The sequence below is a fragment of the Streptomyces sp. bgisy027 genome, from assembly GCF_057710365.1.
In genome coordinates this window covers 141,563-163,232 of record NZ_JBYIVZ010000011.1, presented here as the reverse complement: position 1 = coordinate 163,232, position 21,670 = coordinate 141,563, and the positions used below count along the sequence as shown (strand labels likewise).

At 70.7% G+C, this 21,670-nt stretch carries 20 protein-coding genes and 3 pseudogenes; 14 read left to right on the top strand and 9 right to left on the bottom strand.

Translation table 11 applies throughout. The annotated features are described in order from the left end of the window. Nucleotides 1-23 precede the first annotated feature (23 nt). Nucleotides 24-633, bottom strand: a pseudogene (gene secF, locus AC3ETA_RS14165) (protein translocase subunit SecF); the annotation flags it as partial. On the opposite strand from secF, the pseudogene AC3ETA_RS14160 reads away from it, so the two are divergent. Together AC3ETA_RS14160 and AC3ETA_RS14155 are read left to right on the top strand one after the other, a co-directional pair. After that, nucleotides 626-727: pseudogene (locus AC3ETA_RS14160) on the top strand (TraR/DksA C4-type zinc finger protein); the annotation flags it as partial. The pseudogenes secF and AC3ETA_RS14160 sit on opposite strands and share 8 nt — an antisense overlap. Before the next feature lie 60 nt (nucleotides 728-787). Further along, nucleotides 788-1,063 (top strand): annotated as a pseudogene (locus tag AC3ETA_RS14155) (Rv1733c family protein); the annotation flags it as partial. A 102-nt stretch (nucleotides 1,064-1,165) separates the two neighbouring features. Here the strand turns inward: AC3ETA_RS14155 and AC3ETA_RS14150 are convergent. The 3 genes from AC3ETA_RS14150 to AC3ETA_RS14140 form a co-directional block, all read right to left on the bottom strand. Continuing rightward, nucleotides 1,166-2,005 carry an endonuclease/exonuclease/phosphatase family protein gene (locus tag AC3ETA_RS14150; protein WP_432193229.1) on the bottom strand — a complete coding sequence of 280 codons (840 nt, stop codon included), beginning with the start codon at nucleotides 2,003-2,005 and terminating at the stop codon, nucleotides 1,166-1,168. A gap of 461 nt (nucleotides 2,006-2,466) precedes the next feature. Next, a complete protein-coding gene (locus AC3ETA_RS14145) occupies nucleotides 2,467-2,943 on the bottom strand; it encodes a potassium channel family protein (protein WP_432193228.1) in 477 nt (158 codons plus the stop codon). Between the two features lie 507 nt (nucleotides 2,944-3,450). Then, complete coding sequence (locus AC3ETA_RS14140) at nucleotides 3,451-4,347, bottom strand: LysR family transcriptional regulator (protein WP_432193263.1); 897 nt, start codon at nucleotides 4,345-4,347, stop codon at nucleotides 3,451-3,453. An 89-nt stretch (nucleotides 4,348-4,436) separates the two neighbouring features. Here AC3ETA_RS14140 and AC3ETA_RS14135 point away from each other — a divergent pair, with 89 nt between their 5' ends. Then, nucleotides 4,437-5,777 (top strand): aspartate aminotransferase family protein, encoded by a 1,341-nt coding sequence (locus AC3ETA_RS14135; RefSeq protein WP_432193227.1) that lies wholly within the window; start codon nucleotides 4,437-4,439, stop codon nucleotides 5,775-5,777. A 166-nt stretch (nucleotides 5,778-5,943) separates the two neighbouring features. Here the strand turns inward: AC3ETA_RS14135 and AC3ETA_RS14130 are convergent, their stop codons facing one another. Then, a complete protein-coding gene (locus AC3ETA_RS14130) occupies nucleotides 5,944-7,407 on the bottom strand; it encodes a sensor histidine kinase (RefSeq protein ID WP_432193226.1) in 1,464 nt (487 codons plus the stop codon). Next, nucleotides 7,404-8,144 carry a response regulator transcription factor gene (locus AC3ETA_RS14125; RefSeq protein WP_432193225.1) on the bottom strand — a complete coding sequence of 247 codons (741 nt, stop codon included), beginning with the start codon at nucleotides 8,142-8,144 and terminating at the stop codon, nucleotides 7,404-7,406. The genes AC3ETA_RS14130 and AC3ETA_RS14125 overlap by 4 nt, the downstream gene beginning before the upstream one ends. Nucleotides 8,145-8,311: 167 nt before the next feature. Between AC3ETA_RS14125 and AC3ETA_RS14120 the strand changes: the two genes are divergently transcribed. The 7 genes from AC3ETA_RS14120 to AC3ETA_RS14090 all read left to right on the top strand — a co-directional run bounded on the left by AC3ETA_RS14120 (nucleotide 8,312) and on the right by AC3ETA_RS14090 (nucleotide 15,519). Continuing rightward, entirely contained in the window at nucleotides 8,312-9,664 is a 1,353-nt protein-coding gene (locus AC3ETA_RS14120; protein ID WP_432193224.1) for a ferredoxin reductase family protein, read from the top strand. A 28-nt stretch (nucleotides 9,665-9,692) separates the two neighbouring features. Beyond that, nucleotides 9,693-10,136 (top strand): FMN-binding protein, encoded by a 444-nt coding sequence (locus AC3ETA_RS14115; protein WP_432193223.1) that lies wholly within the window; start codon nucleotides 9,693-9,695, stop codon nucleotides 10,134-10,136. A 633-nt stretch (nucleotides 10,137-10,769) separates the two neighbouring features. After that, complete coding sequence (locus tag AC3ETA_RS14110; RefSeq protein ID WP_432193222.1) at nucleotides 10,770-11,096, top strand: rhodanese-like domain-containing protein; 327 nt, start codon at nucleotides 10,770-10,772, stop codon at nucleotides 11,094-11,096. A gap of 50 nt (nucleotides 11,097-11,146) precedes the next feature. Continuing rightward, nucleotides 11,147-12,376, top strand: coding sequence for an NAD(P)/FAD-dependent oxidoreductase (locus AC3ETA_RS14105; RefSeq protein ID WP_432193221.1), 1,230 nt, complete (start codon nucleotides 11,147-11,149; stop codon nucleotides 12,374-12,376). Between the two features lie 130 nt (nucleotides 12,377-12,506). Next, nucleotides 12,507-13,892 (top strand): MBL fold metallo-hydrolase, encoded by a 1,386-nt coding sequence (locus tag AC3ETA_RS14100; RefSeq protein WP_432193220.1) that lies wholly within the window; start codon nucleotides 12,507-12,509, stop codon nucleotides 13,890-13,892. 83 nt (nucleotides 13,893-13,975) lie between these two features. Further along, the gene (locus tag AC3ETA_RS14095; protein ID WP_432193219.1) at nucleotides 13,976-14,557 is read left to right on the top strand and encodes a rhodanese-like domain-containing protein; all 582 of its coding nucleotides are present in this window, start codon (nucleotides 13,976-13,978) and stop codon (nucleotides 14,555-14,557) included. Then, nucleotides 14,554-15,519: a sulfite exporter TauE/SafE family protein gene (locus AC3ETA_RS14090; RefSeq protein ID WP_432193218.1), complete on the top strand. Its 966-nt coding sequence runs from the start codon at nucleotides 14,554-14,556 to the stop codon at nucleotides 15,517-15,519. Before AC3ETA_RS14095 ends, AC3ETA_RS14090 begins: the two co-directional genes overlap by 4 nt. A gap of 83 nt (nucleotides 15,520-15,602) precedes the next feature. Here AC3ETA_RS14090 and AC3ETA_RS14085 read toward each other — a convergent pair whose 3' ends face one another. Genes AC3ETA_RS14085 through sqr form a run of 3 tightly spaced genes read right to left on the bottom strand, consistent with a single transcriptional unit; the run spans nucleotide 15,603 to nucleotide 17,665 of the window. Further along, nucleotides 15,603-16,076: a DsrE/DsrF/DrsH-like family protein gene (locus AC3ETA_RS14085; protein ID WP_126897075.1), complete on the bottom strand. Its 474-nt coding sequence runs from the start codon at nucleotides 16,074-16,076 to the stop codon at nucleotides 15,603-15,605. Nucleotides 16,077-16,091: 15 nt separating this feature from the next. Then, a complete protein-coding gene (locus AC3ETA_RS14080) occupies nucleotides 16,092-16,409 on the bottom strand; it encodes a TusE/DsrC/DsvC family sulfur relay protein (RefSeq protein WP_432193217.1) in 318 nt (105 codons plus the stop codon). 17 nt (nucleotides 16,410-16,426) lie between these two features. Further along, a complete protein-coding gene (sqr, locus tag AC3ETA_RS14075; RefSeq protein ID WP_432193216.1) occupies nucleotides 16,427-17,665 on the bottom strand; it encodes a type III sulfide quinone reductase, selenoprotein subtype in 1,239 nt (412 codons plus the stop codon). A 187-nt stretch (nucleotides 17,666-17,852) separates the two neighbouring features. Between sqr and AC3ETA_RS14070 the strand changes: the two genes are divergently transcribed. The 4 genes from AC3ETA_RS14070 (at nucleotide 17,853) to AC3ETA_RS14055 (ending at nucleotide 20,782) form a co-directional block, all read left to right on the top strand. After that, nucleotides 17,853-18,161 carry a hypothetical protein gene (locus AC3ETA_RS14070; RefSeq protein ID WP_432193215.1) on the top strand — a complete coding sequence of 103 codons (309 nt, stop codon included), beginning with the start codon at nucleotides 17,853-17,855 and terminating at the stop codon, nucleotides 18,159-18,161. Beyond that, entirely contained in the window at nucleotides 18,158-19,849 is a 1,692-nt protein-coding gene (locus tag AC3ETA_RS14065) for an aminotransferase class V-fold PLP-dependent enzyme (RefSeq protein WP_432193214.1), read from the top strand. Before AC3ETA_RS14070 ends, AC3ETA_RS14065 begins: the two co-directional genes overlap by 4 nt. Before the next feature lie 43 nt (nucleotides 19,850-19,892). Next, complete coding sequence (locus AC3ETA_RS14060) at nucleotides 19,893-20,264, top strand: thioredoxin family protein (protein ID WP_432193213.1); 372 nt, start codon at nucleotides 19,893-19,895, stop codon at nucleotides 20,262-20,264. Nucleotides 20,265-20,494: 230 nt separating this feature from the next. Further along, nucleotides 20,495-20,782 (top strand): metal-sensitive transcriptional regulator, encoded by a 288-nt coding sequence (locus AC3ETA_RS14055; protein WP_432193212.1) that lies wholly within the window; start codon nucleotides 20,495-20,497, stop codon nucleotides 20,780-20,782. Nucleotides 20,783-21,670 lie beyond the last annotated feature (888 nt).

Genomic DNA, 21,670 nt, shown 5'->3' with positions numbered 1-21,670 from the left:
GCGGGTTCTTGTGCGACGAAGTGTCAGCACGCTGCTTGCTGCCGCGCGGGCGGACACAGGCTGACGGTGAGCGGCGCCGCGGTGAAGACGGAGGAGTACGTGCCGACCGCCAGGCCGATGAGCAGGGCGAGGGCGAAGTCGGAGAGGGTGTCGGCAGCGAGGGCCGTGAGGGCCGTGAGGGCCGTGAGGGCCGTGAGGGCCGTGAGGGCCGTGAGGGCCGTGAGGGCCGTGAGGATGATGGCGGCTCCCGTGCCGGTGCTGACCGTGCGGGGCAGGGTCTGCAGGATCGCCTGGTTCGTCAGGCGGGACACCGGTGTCGTGCGGTCGCGGGCGAGGAGCTCGCGGATGCGGTCGAAGAGGACGACCGAGTCGTTCACCGAGTAGCCGATGACGGTCAGCAGGGCGGCCGGGAAGACCCCGTCGATCGGCTTGCCCAGCCAGGCGAAGACACCGACGAGGATCACCACGTCGTGGACCAGCGCGCCGACGGCCGCGGTCGCGAACCGCCGGCGGAACCGGACCGCCAGGTAGAGCAGCTGGGCGCCGAGTGCGAGGGCGAGGGCGACGACGGCGTTGCGGCGCAGTTCGTCGCCCAGGGGTGGGGCCGATCAGCTCGTCACGGACCTGCCGGCTGTGCCGACGCGCCATCGACCGCGAGCGGCTGACGATCGTGCCGCAGGCCCGCTACTGCGCCCGGTGCCAGCAGGTGCGCGAGGCCGGCCGATGACGCCGGTCCCGCGCCCCGGCACCGGTCCTTCCTCCGACTACCGGCACCGGCCTGATCGCGATGTTCACCAGCGGTGACGCGGCCTGCCGTCACTACGTCACGGCAGCCGCCGAGCAGAGAACGACCCGGCACCTCACCACGGCCGTACTCACGCACGACGCCCCGCGCCACCCCGAACCCGGCTCGGCGGAGGCGAAGAAGACCCGCTACCCGGCCACGGTCCGCTTCACCGACCCACAGGGCAGGGTCCGGACCGCGCAGACCGAGGTGCTGCCCGGGCTGACGGAGGACAGCAGGGTCGACATATGGGTGGACACGGACGGAGGGCTCACCGAAGCGCCCATGACCGCCGAACAGATCCGCAGCCGCAGCATGGGCTGGGCCCTCCTCGCCGTCTCCCGTGGTCGACCCGCTCCAACCCTGCCTGTGCCGGCTGCTCTAAGTCGCTACGAGGTCGGTGCGCACCAGGTGATGGTCCGAGTTCTCGGTCGGATGCACATGCTGTTCGAGCGGCACGAAGCCCCGAAGGAAGACGTAGTCGAACTTGCTCTGCCAGTCGGTGGTCACCTCACAGACACCGGTGGCCGTGGGGCCGCACTCGGGATCCGCGTCCAAGGCCAGTGCCCACATCTGCGAGAGTTCGGGGGAATCCGGTACGGCGTTGAAATCGCCGAGAACGATCGCCCGGTCGTACTTGCGGACCTCTGGCGCGAGTACACCGATCTGCTCGGCCCGGAACTCCTCCTGGCGCCGATGGGCGAGATGCGTATTGAAGACGCGAGTCGACTTTCCGCCGACAGTCGTGGTGACCGCCATGTACCCGCGGTCCTCGGATCCGCCGTCGGGGTATTCCACGTTGACGTGGTCCTTCATCGGCGCGATCGAAAGAATCGCCTGGCCGAAACCCCCGGGGCTCCAAGGCACTCCCCCGCAGCGGCCCCAACTCTGAAGAACCGTCCCGTACTCGACGTGATAGACCAGCCCGTAGCGGCGCTGGAGATGGTTCCGGATCTTCTCGACATCACGCACACACGTCTCCTGCATGCCGATGACCTGAGGCGCGTACCTGGCGATGTCCGCCGCCCGGTCCTCGTTGCTCACGTCGCAGGGATTGCAGATGTTCCACGTCATGACCCGGTTCGGTACGGCATCCCGGACGGCGTCGGCCGGCAGTGACCCGCCGAAGAGGCCGCCGCTCGGGGCGCTGGGGCCGACGAGCACGATGAGAGCCACGACCACGGCCCCCGCGAGCAACCCCGTGCCCTTTCCGAACACCACCGCCTCCTCAAATGGACACCTACGGCATCACACAGCCCAAGAACGAGGTTAAAAGACGAACCTGTGTGCCACACGCGGTGGTCCGGATCCCGGCGCGCCCACAGGAATCCGGTCAAGGACCCGCAGAGCGGCCGTCACCGGCCGGGCAGTCGGCAATGATCGGCCCACGGACGAGATCGTGCTGATGTCGGATCCCGAGATCGCGGCGATCCCGGTGGCCGACTGCGGCGAAGCGCTCGTGGACGTACGGATCGATGGGTCCGTCACCGTCGACCACACTCGTCACCGACGCCGGGCTGGAACTCGACATGGGCACCCGCGTGAACGCCGGCCCGGAGGAGAGCGATGGCGCGTGCTGCACGGACGCCGACAACGTCGGTTCCGAAGCGCGGGCCAATCGCCGGATGCTCAGTGACGCGCTGACCGCCGGCGGCTTGGTGAGCTACCCGACCGAGCGGTGGTCACCGCGTCCTGCCGCCCTCCAGCATTCGCTCGAGGCGATCGAAGCGCTCGTGCACCGCGTGGGTCATTTCCTCGTACGTCTGCTCCACCGCAGCCTCCGCCTGATGCAGACGGTGGTGTCGGCGTTCCTGGTCCCGTCCCACGAACCAGGTGGCGAGAGCCGCGGTGACCATGCCATAGGCGGTGATCCCGACGACCATCACCACCACGGCAATCAGCCGCCCCCACAACGTCACCGGATAGAAGTCGCCGTACCCGACGGTCGTAGCGGTCTCCACGGACCACCACAACGCCAGCGGATACGAGGTCAGCTTTGCCCCGGGCGCTCCGCTCTCGGCCTCCACCACGAGGCTCGAACCCACCAGGATCACAACCAGGAGGACGACCGTCGCGGCTCCGGCCGCCTTGAAGTGCAGCGAACGCCCCTGCCGGCCCAACAGCAGGTCGACCGCCCGGGCAAGGAAACCGGGAACCATGCCCGGCATCCTGCTCCACACCCGGACCGGCAGCGCGCGAACGCGCCGCGCGGGTAGGAACCCGACCCGAACAGCGGCGTCCAGGCACGTCCGGTGAGGTGAGCGACCGACGATCCGGCGCCTGTTCGACTGCGAGCGAGCCGTCTGCACGTACTACGAGATCTGCGGATGGTGGAAGAAACTCCACTGTGGAGAGTCACGTATCCCTGTGAGACTGAACCCGGGCCCCGTCGCGGAATCCCCCGTCGCGACGGGGCCCTCCTCAACCTGCCGCGCACTTGCGCGACCGCAACGCCTGTCGGCATTCGGTACGTGATCACTTTCCGCCACGATCAACCCCCGTTGTCCCGAAGCCAGTTGCGCCGGCCAGGCTGCAATAGACGGAACCTACCGGCTGTTCGGGCACGGCGTTCATGCGGCAGCCAGTGGCCACGGCATCGCGGTGAGGTTCGTCCGGGCGGCGCCGCGCCGGCCGCGGACATCGCACGGTGCGCCGCGTACAGCTGATCAGGTGTCCCGGGCCGCGGGCGGACGCAGCGCGTCAAGAACCACCCGCACCGCCGCGCGAGGCGGCACACCCCGGCGGATCGCCGCCGTGATCGTACGGGTCACCGGAGTGGCCAGTTCCCGGGTGACGACGCGATAGCGGCCGACGTCGACGGCCAGGCCCGGAAGCAGTGCGACCGCATGCCCGGCCTCGACGAGCTCCAGGGTCAGCATGTAGTTGCTGAACCGGGCGACCACACGCGGCTCGAACCGCGCCTGCCGGCACAGCCGTAGCGCGAGATTCGCCATGTACGACTGCGGGATGTCGAAGGCCCAGGGCTCATCGGCGAACGCGGTCAGGTCGGCCGGCTCGCGCCCGGCGGCCGGGTGCTCGGGCGGCAGCACCAGCAGGATCGGATCCGTCGCCAGCGGCAGGAGGTCGAGGTCCGGGCCGAGCGGAAGCTCGGCGAAATCCGTGGTCGTGATCACGAGGTCCGCGTCGCCGACCCGCAACGCCGGCACGCTCTCGTGCGGCTCCAACTCCAGGAGCTGGACGTCGAGTTGAGGGTACTCGCGGGACAGGCGCGTCACGGCAGGCACGGCCATGGTGTGCACCACGCTCTGGAACGCCCCGAGCCGCACCAGACCCGACGGCTCCTCGCCGAACCCGCGCAGCTCCGCCTCCACGGTGTCCATGTGGTCGAGGATCGCCCGCGCGCGCCGCGCCAGGATCAGCCCGGCCGAGGTCAGCCGTACCCGGCGCCCCGTGCGTTCGAGCAGCTGGGTGCCCGTCTCGGTCTCGAGCACGGCGAGCTGCTGGGACACGCTCGACGGGCTCAGACTGGCGGCCTGGGCCACCGCTCGGACCGTACCCAGCGTGTCCAGCTGAGTCAGCAGCCGCAGCCTCCAGGGATTCATCACCGCCCCATTATTGTGCGGTTTTCCCGAACAGCACAGCCGGAATTGTTTGATGGACGTGGCGCTCGCCGCGGTCCTACCGTCAGGGCATGGCTGCTGAGACCACCACTTCCCCTGTCCCTACGGCCTCCGAGTCCACGTTCTGGACCGATGCGGACCGGCACCTCGTGCGCTACGGCGGCGGGTTCACCCGCGAGATCATCGAGCGCGCCGCCGGCAGCTTCGTGTACACCGCGGACGGCAGGAAGATCCTCGACTTCACGTCCGGCCAGATGAGCGCGATCCTCGGGCACTCGCACCCGGCGATCGTGGAGACCGTCCAGCGCCAGGTCGCCACCCTCGACCATCTCTACAGCGGCATGCTCAGCCGCCCCGTCGTCGACCTGGCCCGGCGCCTCGCCGAGACACTGCCCGCTCCCTTGGACAAGGCGCTGCTCCTGACCACCGGCGCCGAGTCGAACGAGGCCGCGATCCGGATGGCCAAGCTGGTCACCGGCAAGCACGAGATCGTGTCGTTCGCCCGGTCCTGGCACGGCATGACCCAGGCCGCCGCGTCCGCCACCTACAGCACGGGCCGCAAGGGCTACGGTCCGTCCGCCCCCGGCAACTTCGCGATTCCCGTCCCCAACCCCTACCGCCCCGACTTCGCCACGCCCGACGGTGAGCTCGACTGGCGCCGCCAGCTGGACTTCGCCTTCGACCTCATCGACGCCCAGTCCACCGGCAGCCTCGCCGCCTGCCTCGTGGAGCCGATCCTCAGCTCCGGCGGCATCATCGAACCGCCGCCCGGCTACTTCGCGGCCCTCCAGAGCAAGTGCCGCGAGCGCGGCATGCTCCTGATCCTCGACGAGGCCCAGACCGGCCTGTGCCGCACCGGCACCTGGTACGCCTTCGAACGCGACGGCGTCGTCCCCGACATCCTCACCCTCTCCAAGACCCTCGGCGCGGGCCTGCCCCTGGCGGCCGTCCTCACCAGTGCCGAGATCGAGCAGGAGGCGTACGACCGCGGCTTCCTCTTCTTCACCACACATGTCTCCGACCCGCTGGTGGCCGCCGTGGGCAACACCGTCCTCGACGTACTGACCGGGGACCGCCTGGACGAGCGCGCCCGCAGGCTCGGCACCTTCCTGCGCACCGGCCTGGAGGACATGGCCACCCGCCACGAGGTCATCGGCGACATCCGCGGCCGCGGGCTGCTCGCCGGCCTGGAACTCGTCGTCGACCGCGAGACGAAGCAGAGCTCGGACAGGCTGGGCGCCCAGGTCACCCACCGTTGCCTCGAACTCGGCCTGCACATGAACATCGTCCAGCTCCCCGGCATGGGCGGCGTCTTCCGCATCGCACCCCCGCTCACGGCGACCGAGGACGAACTGACCCTCGGCCTCTCGATCCTGGACACGGCGATCGGCGAGGCGAGCGCGAGGCTGTGAGCGGGACTGTCCCCTCCAGGAGGGACAGTCGGCGGCAGCGCGGGGAGCCCGGGCCGTGGGTTGTCGCCGCCACTCAGCGACGGCCACCAGCCGGAACGGCCATAGGCCTCATCCCACCAGCCGGAACGGCCACCAGAGCTCATCCCACCAGATCGCGGGCCCTGCCTCACATCGGCAGTTTCACTCTGAACGTCGTGGAACCCGGGCTGCTCTCCAGACTCACGCTTCCCCCATGCGCCTGCGCCACCGCTGCCACGATCGCCAGGCCGAGACCCGCGCCGCCGCCGGTGTCCTCGGTGCGGCGGCGGTCGGCACGGGTGAAGCGTTCGAAGGCATTCGCTGCCGCGTCCTCGGGAACACCGGGGCCGTTGTCGTGCACCGTGAGGACAGCTCTGCTGCTGTCGGACTCCAGGGACACGGTCACCTGCGTGCCCTCGGGCGTGTGGATCCGGGCGTTGGTCAGCAGGTTGGCCAGCACCTGGTGGAGTCGATACTCGTCGCCGGTGACCGTCACCGGGTCCTTCGGCAGTTCCAACGTCCAGTGATGACCGGGTCCGGCGGCCCGCGCGTCGGTGACGGCGTCCAGGACGAGACGGGTGAGGTCGACGGGCCGGCGTTGCAGGGCACGTCCGGCATCCAGACGGGCGAGAAGCAGCATCTCGTCGACCATCTCTCCCATGCGCGCGGACTCGGCGGCGATGCGTTCCAAGGCGCGCGTGACCTCGGGTGGTACCGGGCCCGGGTGAAGCAGGGCCAGCTCCGCGTGGCCGCGGACCGAGGCGACCGGAGTACGCAGTTCGTGGCTGGCGTCGGCCGCGAAGCGGCGCAGCCGCTCCTCACTGGCGTGCCGTTTGGTCAGTGCGTCCTCGACATGGCCGAGCATGCGGTCGAAGGCGCCGGCGACGCGGCCCACCTCGCTGCGCGGATCCGACTCGGGCGCCCGCGGCGGCAGCGTCACCTCGCCGCTGACCAGCGGGAGCTCGCTCACCGAGGTGGCGGTCGCCGCGACTCGGCTGAGCGGCCTGAGCGACCAGCGCACCCACAGGCCCCCGGCGACACCGGTGATCGCGAGAGCGGCTCCGAAGACGATTCCGGCGACCAGCTCCAGCCGGTGGACGGCGGCCTCGACCGGCTCCAGAGGCAGCCCGGTGATCAGTACGTCGCCGTCGATGCCCCGGGCCGCGACGACCCGGTAGTCGTCCAGGACGGAGAGGTCGACAGGGTGGCCCACGCCGTCCACGGGGACCGCGGCGAGCTGGTCCACGTCGCGCGCGGTCAGCTTCACGTTCAGGGTTCCTGTGGGTCGGACCACCGCCGCCTGCGTGACCGCGCCGTCCAGCAGACGGGCGCCGAAGGTTCCGGTGGCCTGTCTGCGGGTGTCTCCGCGCTCGTCCCCGTCGTGGTCGTCCGGCAGCACGCCACTGTGTTCCAGGCTGGCCGGGAACCGCGGCCCCGCCTCGGTCAGCTGTTCGTCGAGACGTCGGGTCAGGAAGCCGTTCAGCTCGATCACCACGGCCACTCCCACCGCGGCGCAGCTGACCGCCAGCAGCACCACCAGGCCGACGGTGAGCCGGCCCCGCAGAGTGTGCGGGCGCGGCAGTCCTCGCGCCCAGCGGCGCACGGCCCTCACCGCGGTACCGGCTTCAGGACGTATCCGGCACCGCGCACCGTGTGGATCATGGGTTCACGGCCGGTGTCCACCTTCTTGCGCAGATAGGAGATGTACAGCTCGACGACGTGGGCGCGGCCGCCGAAGTCGTACGACCACACCCGGTCGAGGATCTGCGCCTTGCTCAGCACGCGGCGCGGGTTGCGCATCAGGAAGCGGAGCAGTTCGAACTCGGTCGGTGACAGCTCGATCAGCTCCCCGTCCCGCGTGACCTCCCTGGCCTCCTCGTCCATCACCAGGTCGCCCACGGTCAGCCGGGGCCCCTCCTCCAGTTGCCGGGCCATGCCGGCCCGGCACAGCAGTCCGCGCACCCGGGCGACGACCTCCTCCAGGCTGAAGGGCTTGGTGACGTAGTCGTCGCCACCGGCCGTGATGCCGGCGATGCGGTCCTCCACCGCGTCACGGGCCGTGAGGAAGAGCACACAGACGTCGGGCTTCACGGTGTGCAGGGAGCGCAGCACCGCGAAGCCGTCGATGTCCGGGAGCATCACGTCCAGGACCACGGCGTCGGGCATCAACTCCCGGGCCGCGGTCACGGCCGATGTGCCGTCGTCGGCGGTGCGGACCTCCCAGCCCTCGTAGCGCAGGGCCCCGGACAGGACCTCCGCGAGGTCCGGGTCGTCGTCGACGACGAGGACGCGCAGTGAGGTGCCGTCGGGGCGAGTGAGGGCGGGGCGGCCCGAGCGCGTGGTGTTCATGGTCCTACCAGGATCGCTCCTGCCGCGCGGCCGTGGGCGGCGGCGGATGCTCTGAGTTTCCTCTGAGTGCGCTCTGCGGGCCGCCGTTCAGAGCGTGCTGAGAGGTTCGGCCCGCACAGTGGCGTCCGGGACCTGGCGAACGGAACGAGACGGGACGGGACGCATCGATGACCACGGTGTACGAGCAGCAAACGGCACCACCGCTGGTGCCGGCCCCGCGGCGCTCCCCCGCGGGTCCTCTCCTCGCCCTGTTGTGGGCGGGTGCGGCGGCCGTGGTGGCGCTGTGGTGGCTGGGCACTGATTCCGTGGTGGGTACGGCAGGCCTGCTGACCGGAGCCGGACGGATCGCGGGCCTGCTCAGCGGGTACGCCTGTGCCGTGCTCGTCGGGCTCATGGCCCGTGTCCCGCTGCTGGAGCGGCAGATCGGCTCCGACCGGGTGGCGCGCTGGCACGCGATGGCGGGCCGCTACACGATCTGCCTGCTGGTCGCGCACATCGTGCTGATCCTCGCGGGGTACGCCGCCCAGGACGGCTCGTCGCTCGTGCGCGAGGCCGTCACGGTGGTGCTCGACTACCCGGAGATGCTCAAGGCGACCGTCGGCACGCTGATCCTGTGCGTGGTCGGTGTCACCTCGGCACGGGCCGTGCGGCGCCGGGTGCGTCATGAGTTCTGGTACTACGTGCATCTGCTCACGTACGCGGCCGTCTTCCTCGCCTTCGGCCACCAGCTCGCGCTGGGCGCCGACTTCACCGGCAACACCGCCGCGCAGGCCGCCTGGTACGCGCTGTACCTCGCAGTGGCGGCCCTTGTGATGTGGTTCCGGATCCTCGCCCCGGTGCGGCTGAACATGCGGCACCGGCTGCGGGTGGAGTCGGTGCACCGGGAGGCTCCGGGGGTGTGGTCGGTCGTCGTACGCGGGCGGCGGCTGGACGAGATGGGCGCACGACCCGGGCAGTTCTTCCGCTGGCGGTTCCTCACCGAGGAGCTGCGTTGGACCTCCACGCCGTACTCCCTGTCGGCGCCGCCCCGCCGTGACCTGCTGCGCATCACGGTCAAGGCGCTCGGTGACCACAGCACGGCCGTGTCCCTGCTGCGCCCCGGCACCCGCGTATGGGCGGAGGGTCCCTACGGCGCACTGACCTCGCAACGTCAGACCTCCACCAAATCCCTGCTGATCGCGGGCGGTGTCGGGGTCACTCCGTTGCGGGCCCTGTTCGAGACGCTGCCGGGCGAGGTCACCCTGCTGTACCGGGCGCGCACCGCCGAGGATCTCGCGCTGGGCGGGGAGTTGGAGGCCATCGCGCGCTGGCGTGGCGCGCGGGTGCTGTACGCGCTCAACGGCCCTCGCGGCGAGCGCCCGTGCCTCACCGCCGAGTCCCTGTGCGCGGCCGTCCCCGACCTCTCCCGGCACGACGTCTACGTCTGCGGTCCGCACGGCTTCGCTCGGGAGCTGTACGCGGCGCTGCGCGCAGCCGGTGTCCCGAACCGGCGCATCCACCACGAGTCGTTCGAACTGTGAGCAGCGTGAGAACTGTGAGGCCGAAAAAGTGCACCCGCTGAAGAGGAACCACCCGCTGCGCCGCATCGCGCTGGCGAGCGCCGCCACCGTCTCCGGGATGGTCCTGCTGCTGTCGCTGAAGCCGCACACCACGCCGGATCTGGCCGTACCGGCCCCGTCCACGGGCGCGAGCGCGCCGACCGGGTCCGCGACGGGCACCCGCACCGTGACCGGCGAGTCGGCCCAGACCCGGTACGGCCCCGTCCAGGTCCGCATCACTCTTGAGAACGGCAAACTCACCGACCTCACCGCAATCGCCTACCCGCGGCAGAACCCGCGGGACCAGCAGATCAACGGCTATGCCCTCCCCCGGCTGCGCAGCGAGGCCCTGGCAGCTCAGAGCTCCGACATCGACACGGTCTCCGGCGCCACGTACACGAGCGAGGGCTACCGTCAGTCACTTCAGTCGGCTCTGGACTCGGCAAGCGGCTGAACACAGCCCCTCCCCCGCGCCGGTCTCCGGGCCACCGGTGCACGACGCCTTCCCGACATCGGTGCCCTGAGCCCGAGGCGCGGTTCATCGGCGAGGGCCGAGTGACGCGGCGTATCAGACCGGCGGCTCGTCACCTGTTCCGCCCCGCCGCCGCATGACAGTCCGACTGACGGCTCGTTGCCGCGCGCTCGGCGCGGAGTGACTTGACGGTCGCCGAGCGGGAACGGCCGCGCCCGTGCCTGCCCGCCGTGACAGTCCGACTGATGGCCCGTTGCCGCGCGCTCGGCGCAGGGTGACTTGACGGTCGCCGAGCGGGAACGGCCGCGCCCGTGCCTGCCCGCCAGTCGCGGGCGTTGTGGCCGGTGGCCTGATCACGGACGCGTGATGGGCGGGATTCTCCGCAGATGAGGCCCTGGGCGCTCGCACGGCCGGTTCACCACCACCTTGGGCGGGACCCGGACGCGCTCCGACCGCCAGGCCCGGCGCACGGCTCTCGGCCCCCAGGCGCCGGCTCCCTACCGATTCGGACATTTACCTACCGGACACATACCCCCCTGGGTATTTGACGGAGCCCTCCGAGTCGCCGTACGCTCGCCATCAATAAACCCCCGGGGGTATTTGAGGAGGCAACGAATGGCTCGGGAAGCAGCACAGGAGACGTTCGCCGCGGCCTGGTCCGACGGCGGCGTGGTGATCGATGTCCGCGAGCCGGACGAATACGCGGCCGGGCATGTGCCGGGCGCCCGGCTGATGCCGCTGCGCACGGTGGTCACCCACTGCGGCGAGCTGCCGGTCGACCGGCCGGTGTACGTCATCTGCGCGAGCGGCGCCCGCAGCAGGACCGCCGCCGATCTGATGATCTCCCTCGGCATCGACGCCTACTCCGTCGCCGGCGGCACCGCCACCTGGATCCGGAGCGGCCACCCCCTCGCGGTCGGCTCCCACGGGCCCGCGGCCTGACCCCCCTCCCACCCGACACCAGCACCCAGGCCAGAGGAAGGAGCACCGCCTTGGCCGCCACCCCCTCCCCCCACGACGCACCGCTGTCCGGCCGTCACCGCGTCGCCGTCATCGGCGGCGGCAGCGCCGGCATCAGCATCGCCGCCCGACTGCGCCGCGCCGGCGTCACCGACATCACTCTCGTCGAACCGTCCGACACCCACTGGTACCAACCGCTGTGGACCCTGGTCGGCGGCGGGCAGGCACCGCTGCGCACCTCCCGCCGCCCCGAAGGATCCGTCATCCCCGACGGCGTGCGCTGGATCCGCCGACGCGCAGTGGCCGTCGACCCCGACGCGCGTAAGGTGACGCTCTCCGGCGGTGCCGAACTGACCTACGATCACCTGGTGATGGCCCCTGGTCTGCAGCTCGACTGGGGCGGCGTGCCCGGACTGTCCGAAGCGGTCGGGCACGACAGGGTGAGCAGCAACTACGCGCCCGAGTACGCACCGCGGACCTGGGACCTCATCCGGAGCACCCGCTCGGGCACGGCCGTCTTCACCCATCCGGCCACACCGCTGAAGTGCGGCGGAGCCCCGCAGAAGATCGCGTATCTGGCGGCTGACCACTGGCGCAGACAGAAGGTCCTCGACCGGATGCGGATCATCCTCGTCCTTCCCGATCCGGTGATGTTCAAGGTGCCCGCCTGGTCGCGGGTGCTGGAGAAGGTCGCCGACCGCTACGGCATCGAGGTGCGGCTGCGTTCGGAGATGACGGCGCTCGACGGCGACGCGCGCAAGGTCACCATCACCGACCACGCCACCGGCGCCAAGGAGACCATCGGCTACGACCTCCTGCACGCCGTACCGCCGCAGAGCGCGCCCGACTGGGTCAAGCACGGCCCGCTCGCCGACCCGGCCAGTCCTCAGGGGTTCGTCGCCGCGGACAAGCACACGCTGCAACACCCGCAGTACGACAACGTCTTCGCGCTCGGCGACGTGGCGAACCTGCCCACCTCCAAGACCGGCGCTGCCGTGCGCAAGCAGGCGCCGGTCGTGGCCGCCAACCTCCTCGACGTGATGTACGACCGTTCCCCGTCACGCCGGTACGACGGCTACACGTCCTGTCCGCTGGTGACCGCCCGCGACCGGATGCTGCTGGCGGAGTTCGACTACGACCTGGAGCCCACGCCCAGCTTCCCGCTGATCGACCCGTTCAAGGAGCGCCGGGACATGTGGGTGCTCAAGCGCCACATCCTGCCGCCGGTGTACTGGCACGGCATGCTCACCGGCCGCCTCTGACCGGCCGGCCCGGGCTTCCCCCGACCCGGGCCGGCCACCGCTCCACCAGATCCGGGGCGGACCACAAGCCCGTGAATACCCCCCGGGGTATCTCACTCCACCATTTCCCCGACACGGAGGTCACCCGACCATGTTCTTCGCTCAGTACTACCTCGACTGCCTCTCCCAGGCGTCGTACATGATCGCCGACGAGACGACCGGCAAGGCCGTCGTCGTCGATCCCCGCCGCGACGTCTCCGAGTACGTCACCGACGTGGAGGCCCACGGTTTCACCGTCGAGGCCGTCATCAACACCCACTTCCACGCGGACTTCCTCGCCGGCCACCTGGAACTCGCCGACCGCACCGGCGCCTGGATCGGCTACGGGCGGCGCGCCGAGACCGAGTACCCCATCCGCAAGCTGACGGACGGCGAGCGGATCAGCCTCGGTGACGTCACCTTGCAGATCATCGAAACGCCCGGTCACACCCCGGAGTCGATCAGCGTCCTGGTGTACGAGCACGCCGACGACGACGTCCCCTACGGCGTCCTCACCGGCGACGCGCTGTTCATCGGCGACGTGGGCCGCCCCGACCTGCTGGCCTCGATCGGTGTCACCGCCGACGAACTCGGCCGGATGCTCTACGACACCATCCAGAACAAGCTCATGGCCCTCCCGGAGGCCGTCCGGGTCTTCCCCGCGCACGGCGCCGGCTCCGCATGCGGCAAGAACCTCTCCACCCAGCGGCAGTCCACCATCGGCGAGCAGCGCGCCACCAACTACGCCTGCCGGCCCATGAGCGAGGAGAAATTCGTCGAGTTGGTGACCGCGGGCCAGCCCTCCGCGCCCGCCTACTTCGTCTACGACGCCATCCTCAACCGCAAGGAGCACGGTCTGTTCGACGCGGCCGCCGCGCCGCGACCACTGTCCGTCGAGGAGTTCATGCAGCGGCGTACGGCCGGAGCGGTCGTGGTGGACGCGCGATCCCCGCAGGACTTCGCGCCGGGGCACCTGAGCGGCTCGGTCAACGTGCCCGCCGACGGACGCTTCGCCGAGCAGGCCGGCATGGTCGTCGGCCCGGAGGAGGACGTCGTGGTGGTCGCGCCGCAGGACCGCGAGGAGGAGATCGTCACCCGTCTGGCCCGTATCGGCTTCGACAGGGTGGGCGGCTATCTCCGCGAGCCCGAGGGCGCCTTCCCCGCACTGGCCGACGAGATGAAGCAGGCCAGCCGTCTGACCGCGGGCGAACTGCGTCGTCTGCTGGACGGCGACGAACCGCCGCTGGTCCTCGACGTGCGCAACGCCGGCGAACGCGAAGAGGGCTTCATCGACGGCTCGCTCCACATCCCCCTGGCCGAACTCGCCCGCCGCGTCGACGACATCCCGGTCGGCCGGCCCCTGGTCGTCCACTGCGCGGGCGGCCACCGGTCCTCCATCGCCGCCAGCCTGCTCCGCCACCGGGGCCGCACCGATGTCTCCGACCTGCTCGGCGGCTACGGCGCCTGGCTCGCCCTGACCGCCCCGGCGAACGTCTGATCCACCCCGCTCCGGGCGGCGGCCCCGGCCGCCGGGGCCGCCGCCCGCCTCACCCACTTCCACAACAGCGAGGAACACCCCACATGACCGCCCAGACCGACTCGCCCCGTCTCGATCCCGCCGCCCTGCGCGAACTGCACGACAGCGGCGAGGGCCCCCGACTGCTGGACGTGCGCACACCCGGCGAATTCCGCACCGCCCACATACCCGGCTCCTACAACGTCCCCCTCGACACCCTGCGTGAACACCGGGACGAACTGCTGCACCACCTCGACGACGAAGTCGTCCTCATCTGCCGCTCCGGCGCCCGCGCCGCACAGGCCGAACAGGCCCTCGCCGAGGCCGGACTGCCCAACCTCCGGGTCCTCGACGGCGGCGTCATGGCCTGGGAAGGGGCCGGCGGCGCCCTCACTCGCGGCCAGGAACGCTGGGACCTGGAGCGCCAGGTGCGGCTCATCGCCGGAGGACTCGTGGCGGCCACCGGCGTCGCCGGAGTGTTCCTGCCCGGCCTGCACCTGATCGGTACGGCCGTCGGCGTCGGGCTGACCGTCGCCGCGCTCACCAACACCTGCGCCATGGGCATGCTGCTGTCGAAACTGCCCTACAACCGCGGCCCCCGCACCGACATCGGCACGATCATCGCAGCCCTGCGAGGCACACCGTGATCGCCGTCGTCGTAGCCGCATCCCTGTTCATCGGTGTCGCCCTGGGTGTCCTGGGCGGCGGCGGGTCCATCCTGACCGTGCCCATCCTGGTCTACCTGGCGGGCATGGAGACCAAAGCGGCCATCGCCACCTCCCTGTTCGTCGTGGGTGTCACCAGTGCCGCCGGAGTCGTCTCGCACGCGCGTGCCGGACGCGTCCGCTGGCGCACCGGGCTGCTGTTCGGGCTGGCCGGCATGGCCGGCGCCTACGCGGGAGGAAGGCTGGCCGAGTTCGTCCCAGGAACCGTCCTGCTGGTCGCGTTCGCCGTCATGATGATCGCCACCGCCGTCGCCATGATCCGCGGCCGACGAGGGAAGCCGAAGAAGGTCCACCACGAACTGCCCGTCCTGCACGTCCTGTTGGACGGGATCGTCGTGGGGCTGGTCACCGGGCTGGTCGGCGCCGGCGGTGGCTTCCTCGTCGTCCCCGCCCTCGCCCTGCTCGGCGGACTGCCGATGACCGTCGCCGTCGGCACCTCCCTGCTGGTCATCTCCATGAAGTCGTTCGCCGGACTGGCCGGATACCTGGCGAGTGTGCACATCGACTGGGGCCTGGCCGCCCTTGTCACGGCGACCGCCGTCGTCGGCGGCCTGCTCGGCGGCCGCCTCGCCGGACGCATCCCGCAGGACGCGCTGCGCAGGTCCTTCGGCTGGTTCGTCGCCGTCATGGGCGTCTTCGTCCTCGGGCAGCAGATCACCCCGGGGCTGCGTCACACCCTGCTCACCAGCCCCTGGATCTGGCTCTCCATGGCCGCGACGGCCGGTGTCCTGATCGGCTGGTCCAGGCGCCGGCGCTCCGTGAGGACGCGGGGCCGGGCGCAGGAAGCGCGGGAGCAGGTGGACGGGGAGAGGGCACCCGTTCCGCGGCCGGCGCCCGACGACGTCGTGCGCAGCACCACGGGGTCACCGCACGACACACAGTGACGCACCCAGGAGTTCCGGGGAGTTCCGGACGGCGCACGAGCACCGGCACGCGCGCCGTCCACGGACGGAACCCGCCGTTTTTCTCAGGTGTAGACGATCTGGCCGCCGGCGGCGCGTTCGTAGAACTCCCCGACCGTGATGATGCCCTGGACCTGGTCGACGAGATCGTCCTTGTCCAGCTCGAAGAGGTCGACCGACGCCTTGCAGGCGTAGATCCCGGCACCGGTGTCGGCGATCATCTCGATGAACTCGGGGATCGGTGGGATGTCGAGCTTGTCCATCTTCCGTTCCATGTACCGGGTGACCAGATCCGGGACGCCCGGCAGCCCGCCCAGCAGCGTCGGCACATGCAGGCCCGGGTTGCCGACGGTGGCCAGCTTGATGTGCTCCCAGCGCTTCTTCGTGATCGCGTCCAGGCCGAAGAAGGTGAAGAACAGATCGGCCTCGATGCCCTCGGCACGGGCGCCGTTGGCCATGATCAGGGCCGGGTAGATCCCTTCCAGGGACCCCTTGGAGACGATGATCGAGACCTTCTCGATCGTGGCGGTGTCGTTCATGACGGTTCGTGCTCCTCAGATGCAGCCGCGCGGCTTCGGGATACCGGCGATCTTCGCGGCGGTCTTGGCAGGGCCCTTGGGGAAGAGCTGGTAGAGCTCCTTGACGCTCACCCCGGACGTCTTGCCGAGGACCCGGACCGTGGGACCGGTGCCCTTGGCGGCGTACTGGGCGCGCATGAAGTGGATGACCGTCCAGTGGCGGTCGGTCAGCGTCTCGATCCCGGCCTCGTGGGCGATCTGTTCGGCCACGGGCTCGGTCCACCGGTCGGGGTCGGTGAAGAAGCCCTCGTCGTCGACGGGGACGGTCGTGTCGCCGTAAGTGGCGGTGGGCATGACGGTGCTCCTTGGATTCAGGCGTGGGCGTGGTGCTTGCCGTGCTCGGGCATGGCCGAGCCGATGCCGGGCAGTTCGCGGCCGGGCAGCAGGCTGTGCCAGTAGAGCCACTCGAAGGCGAGCTTGCCGAGGTGGGCCGCGTGCGACTCCTTCAGCAGCGGCAGGCCGACAGGGCCGGGGAAGTGGCCGGGCAGTGGCTCGGTCTCGTAGTTGAAGTCGATGAGCAGTGCCTTGTGGAAGCCGGTCTCGACGAAGCAGTTGGCGTGCCCGTCGAAGGAGGCGTCGAGCGGCTGCCCGGTGAGGTGGCGGCCGATGTTGTGCACCAGCACCTCGCCTTCGAAGTGCGCCACCGATCCGGCCTTCGAGGCCGGCAGACCGGCCGCGTCCCCGATGGCGAACACCTCGGGGCGGTCGGGGTGTTGGAGGGTGTGCGGGTCGACGGGGACGAAGTCCAGCTCGTCGCCCAGGCCCTCGGAACGTCCGACGTACTCCGCGCCGCCGTGCAGCGGCACGACGACAGCCAGGTCGAACGGCAGCTCCCGTTCGTCGTACGACACCAGCCGGCCGCCCTCGCCGTCGACCTCGCCGAGCGTGAACTCGGTGACCAGTTCGACACCCTTGTCCGCCAGCAGACCACCCAGCGTCTTCGCGGCGACCGGCTTGGTGAAGGCCGCGTCCAGCGGAGTGGCGTAGGTCAGCCGGACCTTGTCGCGGATGCCGCGGCGTCGGAAGTACCAGTCGGCCAGGAAAGCGAACTCCAGGGGCGCGACAGGGCACTTGACCGGCAGGTCCGCCACGTCGATCACCACACGGCCACCGTCGAAGCGCTCCAGCGCGCGGTGCAGGCCGACCGCGCCGGGCAGATCGTAGAAGGTGAACACCTTCTCGCCCCAGCCGGGAGCGGTCAGGCCCTCGGTTTCCTCCGGCAGCAGCCGGGCGCCCGTGGCGACCACCAGGACGTCATAGGTGAGTTCGATGCCGCCGCCGAGGTGGACCGTGTGTGCGGCCAGGTCGACCCGCTCGATCGGTGCCTGCTTGTAGTCGATGGCGTGCAACTGCCGCGGGCGGGAGCGGACGAGGTGCTCTGGCTGCGCAAGCCCGAACGGCACGAAGAGCAGGCCGGGTTGGTAGAGGTGGTCGTCGTTCTGGTCGACGACCGTGATCCGGCACTCGCGCTCGTCGTACATACGACGAAGGCGGTTGGCCGTCATGGTGCCGGCGGTTCCACCGCCGAGAATCACGATGTGTTTGCCCATGCCTCCACACTGTTGCCGCGGACGGCTGTACGACATGGGCCGCTGGTCCCCGAACGAGTACCCTATGGGGTATACATCGGTCTCGTCGGCGGGGCACGACGAATCCGCTCATCCGCCTCTCCACCCGAACGCCGTCCGCGGTCGGCCGGAGTCCGGCGGACGCGACATCGACGGGAAGGGCCAGCCCATGACCGGCACAGCACCGCAGACACCCGGCACGAACCGGCCGCACACCGCGGACACGTACCTCTTCGGGGCCACCTGTACCGCCTCCCGCGCCGGCCGCCGCCTCGACCGCCACGGTCCGCCCCGCAGCGGACCACGAGCCGGGGCGGAGCTCACCATCGCCTCCGACCGCCCGGACCGGGTCAGGGCGTCGCGCGTGGCGGTCGCCCCGCCGCCGCAGCTCTCCGGGCAGCGCCGGGACCCGCTGTCCGCCGCGGCCCACGACACCGTTCAGCAGCCACCCGCCGTCGACGTCGAGGCGGAGCCATGAGTACGGTGTCGGCGCCGGCGGCGGCACTGCTGGAGCGCATCCGGGCCGGGCTCATCGGCGACGACGAGGTGCTGGACGGTCCGTACGGCCCGAAGCGGATCGTCTACGCCGACTACACCGCCTCCGGCCGCTCCCTGGACTTCATCGAGGACTTCATCCGCGAGCAGGTTCTGCCCCGCTACGGCAACACCCACACAGAGAGCTCCAGCACCGGCCTGCAGACGACCCGGCTGCGCGAGGATGCCCGCCGGATCATCCGCGACGCGGTCGGCGGCACCGAGGACGATCTCGTGATCTTCTGCGGATCGGGCGCCACCGCGGCCGTGAACAAACTCGTGGGCATCCTGGAGCTGCGCCACCCGGGGAGGCCACCGGAACCCGAACGGCCCGTGGTCTTCGTCGGACCGTACGAGCACCATTCCAACGAACTGCCCTGGCGGGAGTCGATCGCCGACGTCGTGGTCATCGACGAGGACCCCGACGGCCACGTCGACCTGGCCCGGCTCGAAGCGGGCCTGCGAAGGTACGCCGACCGGCCGCTGCGCATCGGCAGCTTCTCCGCCGCCTCGAACGTCACCGGCATCCTGACCGACACCGACCGCGTCGCGCGGCTGCTCCACGCACACGGCGCTCTCTCCTTCTGGGACTACGCGGCCGCCGCCCCGTACGTGCCGATCCGGGTGGCGGAGAGCGCGCCCGGCTCCGGCGACCACAAGGACGCACTGTTCCTCTCCCCGCACAAGTTCGTCGGCGGCCCGCAGACACCGGGTGTCCTGGTCGTCCGCCGTGACCTGGTCCGCAACCGGGTACCCACCGCTCCGGGCGGCGGGACCGTGTCCTTCGTCGATCCCCTTGGACACCGTTACCTCGACGACCCGGTCGCCCGCGAGGAGGGCGGCACCCCTGCCATCGTCGAGTCCATCCGCGCCGGACTGGTCTTCGCGCTGAAGCAGGCCGTCGGCACCGACACCATCGAGGCCGCCGAGGAACGCCACTGGCGGCACGTCCTGACCCGCTGGGACGCCGACCCAAGGATCGAGGTCCTCGGCAACCACCATGCCCGGCGACTGGCCGTCGTCTCGTTCCGCATCCGGTACGGCAGCGCTGCCTACCTGCATCACAACTACGTGGTCGCCCTGCTCAACGACCTGTTCGGCATCCAGGCCCGCGGCGGCTGTTCCTGCGCCGGCCCCTACGGCCACCGCCTGCTGGCGATCGACGCCGCCACCTCGCATGCCCTGCTCGACGAGGTCGTCCATGGCTGCGACGGCATCAAGCCCGGCTGGATCCGTCTGAACCTGCACTACTTCATCAGCGACACCGTCCGTGACTACCTGATCAACGCCGTGGGCCTGATCGCCGCGCACGGCCACCGGCTGCTGCCCGACTACCGTTTCGACCCGCACACCGGACAGTGGCAGAACCGCGCCGGCCCGGCCGATCCGCCGCTGCGGCTGACCGGTGTGCGCTTCGGCGCCGACGGGCGGATGAGTGTGCCCGCCGTCGTTCACCGTCGCCTGGGCGAGGAGGCGCTGCCCGGCCAGCTCGACCGGGCCCGCGAGGTGCTCGGCTCCCGGCCCGACCGCGACGGCGACGGCCCGACCGGTCTGCCCGCCGACTTCGAGCGGATGCGCTGGTTCCCGCTGCCGCCGGTCTGCCTGGAACAAACCCCGCCCGGACGTGGTTGAAGCCCATATACCCCACCGGGTATATGAAAGGAGCAGGGCCGCCATGCCCACTGTGGAATTGACCAAGGACAACTTCGAGGCGACCGTCACCGGCCCGGAGATCGTGCTGATCGACTTCTGGGCCGCCTGGTGCGGGCCGTGCCGGACGTTCGGCCCCATCTACGAGCAGGCGGCCGAGGACCACCCGGACATCATCTTCGGCAAGGTGGACACCGAGGCCCAGCCCACACTCGCCGGGGCCTTCCGGATCTCGTCCATACCCACCCTGATGGCCATCCGTGACCGCACCGTCCTGTACTCGCAGCCGGGCGCGCTACCGCCGCGGGCACTGGAGGAGCTCATCCGCAGCATCCGGTCCGTCGACATGGACGACGTCCGCCGACGGGCCGCCGAGAGCCCGACACCCGGCGGGTGACGGCCCAACATGTCCGGGGCGCCGCCATGGGCACAAGCGCCCCGGAACCGAGGTTCAGCAGCCGCGCAGGGCCGCGAGCGCGGTCCTGAGATCGGCCGCGACCACCCTGCCGCGGGTGTCGGCAAAGCCCGCTCGAGAACGTTCGTCAGGGCAGATGTGATCCTTGATGGTCGACGACGTCCCGAACCGGGACGTATAGTACCCCTAGGGGTATTTCCTGAGGAGTGATCGTGGAACTGGAGCTCGAGGGTACGGATCTGAAGGCCGTACTGAACCGGCTGCGCCGCGCGCAGGGTCAGATCTCCGGCGTGATCCGGATGATCGAGGAGGGGCGCGACTGCGCGGACGTCGTGACCCAACTCGCCGCCGCCTCCCGGGCGCTGGACCGAGCCGGTTTCGCGATCATCGCCACCGGCCTGCAACAGTGCGTGGCGGACATCGAGTCCGGCCGCCGGAACGGTGAGGACACGGACGCGATGCGCACCCGGCTGGAGAAGCTGTTCCTGTCGCTTGCGTGAGAGCGCGCTCCGCCGAGGCATTGCCGGCATGGCGTCGATCAGCATGCAGGCCGCCGCCGGCAGCACCACGGCACGGACCCCCCGGAACGCGGCCCGGAGACCTTCCCGGCCGGCGGTTCGCCGTCCCGGCGTGGGCGACCGGCTCGGTGATCGACGGGATCGTGACGATGACCAGGCTCGCGGTCGCGGCGCCGACCGGACTGAATCCGAGCAGATGGCGCGGGCACGTCAGCACACTGCCCCCCTCCGAGCCCGCCGACGGCCGGGCCGATCACCGGTCGGGCGGCCAGAGCGAGGGTGAGAGCGCTCATGCGAAGCTGCCGTTCCCCCGCATACGCCCAAGACCGGCAGGCCCGCACCGGCCCATTCTGTCATGGCTCCGATCATGTCCACGGCCTCCGTACCGTGTGCCGCCCGCAGCCCGGCGGCCTGCCGGGAGAGGTTGCCGCAGCAGCAGATCACGGCTGGGGCCGGGGCTGCACGGGGGCGGGCAGACCGACCCGGCGGCCGGCGCCGACAGCGGCCGGTGCCCGGCTCTGCCGTCCGGCAGCTCCGCGGCCGGCCGGGGCGCCGACGCGTGCCGCGCCCGTGCGAGGGGCTCGGTCAGCCGCGGCTCGACCAGGTCAGAGCGCCCCGGTGCCGATGAGCAGCGAGCCGCCGGCGAACGCCGCCATTGCCGTGCCGTTCTCCTGCGGCACGTACCCTCCGCGGGGTCGCCGTAGCGCACGGGGACACGCAGGAAGGAGACGCGGGCACCAAGGAGGCCGCACCCGTGAGCCGGGCCGGCTCCAGTCCGCCGGAGACGTGGTCGTTGTCGCACGCGCGTCTCGACGACCTGCGAGGTTCACCCCCGGGGGCCGCCGTGATCATCCGATCGAAGAATTACCC

What these genes read in the sequence shown, in the direction of transcription:
- AC3ETA_RS14060 (WP_432193213.1), top strand. Translation starts at nt 19,893, where the DNA reads ATGCCCACTGTGGAATTGACCAAGGACAACTTCGAGGCGACCGTCACC.
- AC3ETA_RS14095 (WP_432193219.1), top strand. Translation starts at nt 13,976, where the DNA reads ATGACCGCCCAGACCGACTCGCCCCGTCTCGATCCCGCCGCCCTGCGC.
- sqr (WP_432193216.1), bottom strand. Translation starts at nt 17,665, where the DNA reads ATGGGCAAACACATCGTGATTCTCGGCGGTGGAACCGCCGGCACCATG.
- AC3ETA_RS14140 (WP_432193263.1), bottom strand. Translation starts at nt 4,347, where the DNA reads ATGAATCCCTGGAGGCTGCGGCTGCTGACTCAGCTGGACACGCTGGGT.
- AC3ETA_RS14085 (WP_126897075.1), bottom strand. Translation starts at nt 16,076, where the DNA reads ATGAACGACACCGCCACGATCGAGAAGGTCTCGATCATCGTCTCCAAG.
- AC3ETA_RS14065 (WP_432193214.1), top strand. Translation starts at nt 18,158, where the DNA reads ATGAGTACGGTGTCGGCGCCGGCGGCGGCACTGCTGGAGCGCATCCGG.
- AC3ETA_RS14120 (WP_432193224.1), top strand. Translation starts at nt 8,312, where the DNA reads ATGACCACGGTGTACGAGCAGCAAACGGCACCACCGCTGGTGCCGGCC.
- AC3ETA_RS14110 (WP_432193222.1), top strand. Translation starts at nt 10,770, where the DNA reads ATGGCTCGGGAAGCAGCACAGGAGACGTTCGCCGCGGCCTGGTCCGAC.
- AC3ETA_RS14145 (WP_432193228.1), bottom strand. Translation starts at nt 2,943, where the DNA reads ATGGTTCCCGGTTTCCTTGCCCGGGCGGTCGACCTGCTGTTGGGCCGG.
- AC3ETA_RS14125 (WP_432193225.1), bottom strand. Translation starts at nt 8,144, where the DNA reads ATGAACACCACGCGCTCGGGCCGCCCCGCCCTCACTCGCCCCGACGGC.
- AC3ETA_RS14080 (WP_432193217.1), bottom strand. Translation starts at nt 16,409, where the DNA reads ATGCCCACCGCCACTTACGGCGACACGACCGTCCCCGTCGACGACGAG.
- AC3ETA_RS14070 (WP_432193215.1), top strand. Translation starts at nt 17,853, where the DNA reads ATGACCGGCACAGCACCGCAGACACCCGGCACGAACCGGCCGCACACC.
- AC3ETA_RS14135 (WP_432193227.1), top strand. Translation starts at nt 4,437, where the DNA reads ATGGCTGCTGAGACCACCACTTCCCCTGTCCCTACGGCCTCCGAGTCC.
- AC3ETA_RS14100 (WP_432193220.1), top strand. Translation starts at nt 12,507, where the DNA reads ATGTTCTTCGCTCAGTACTACCTCGACTGCCTCTCCCAGGCGTCGTAC.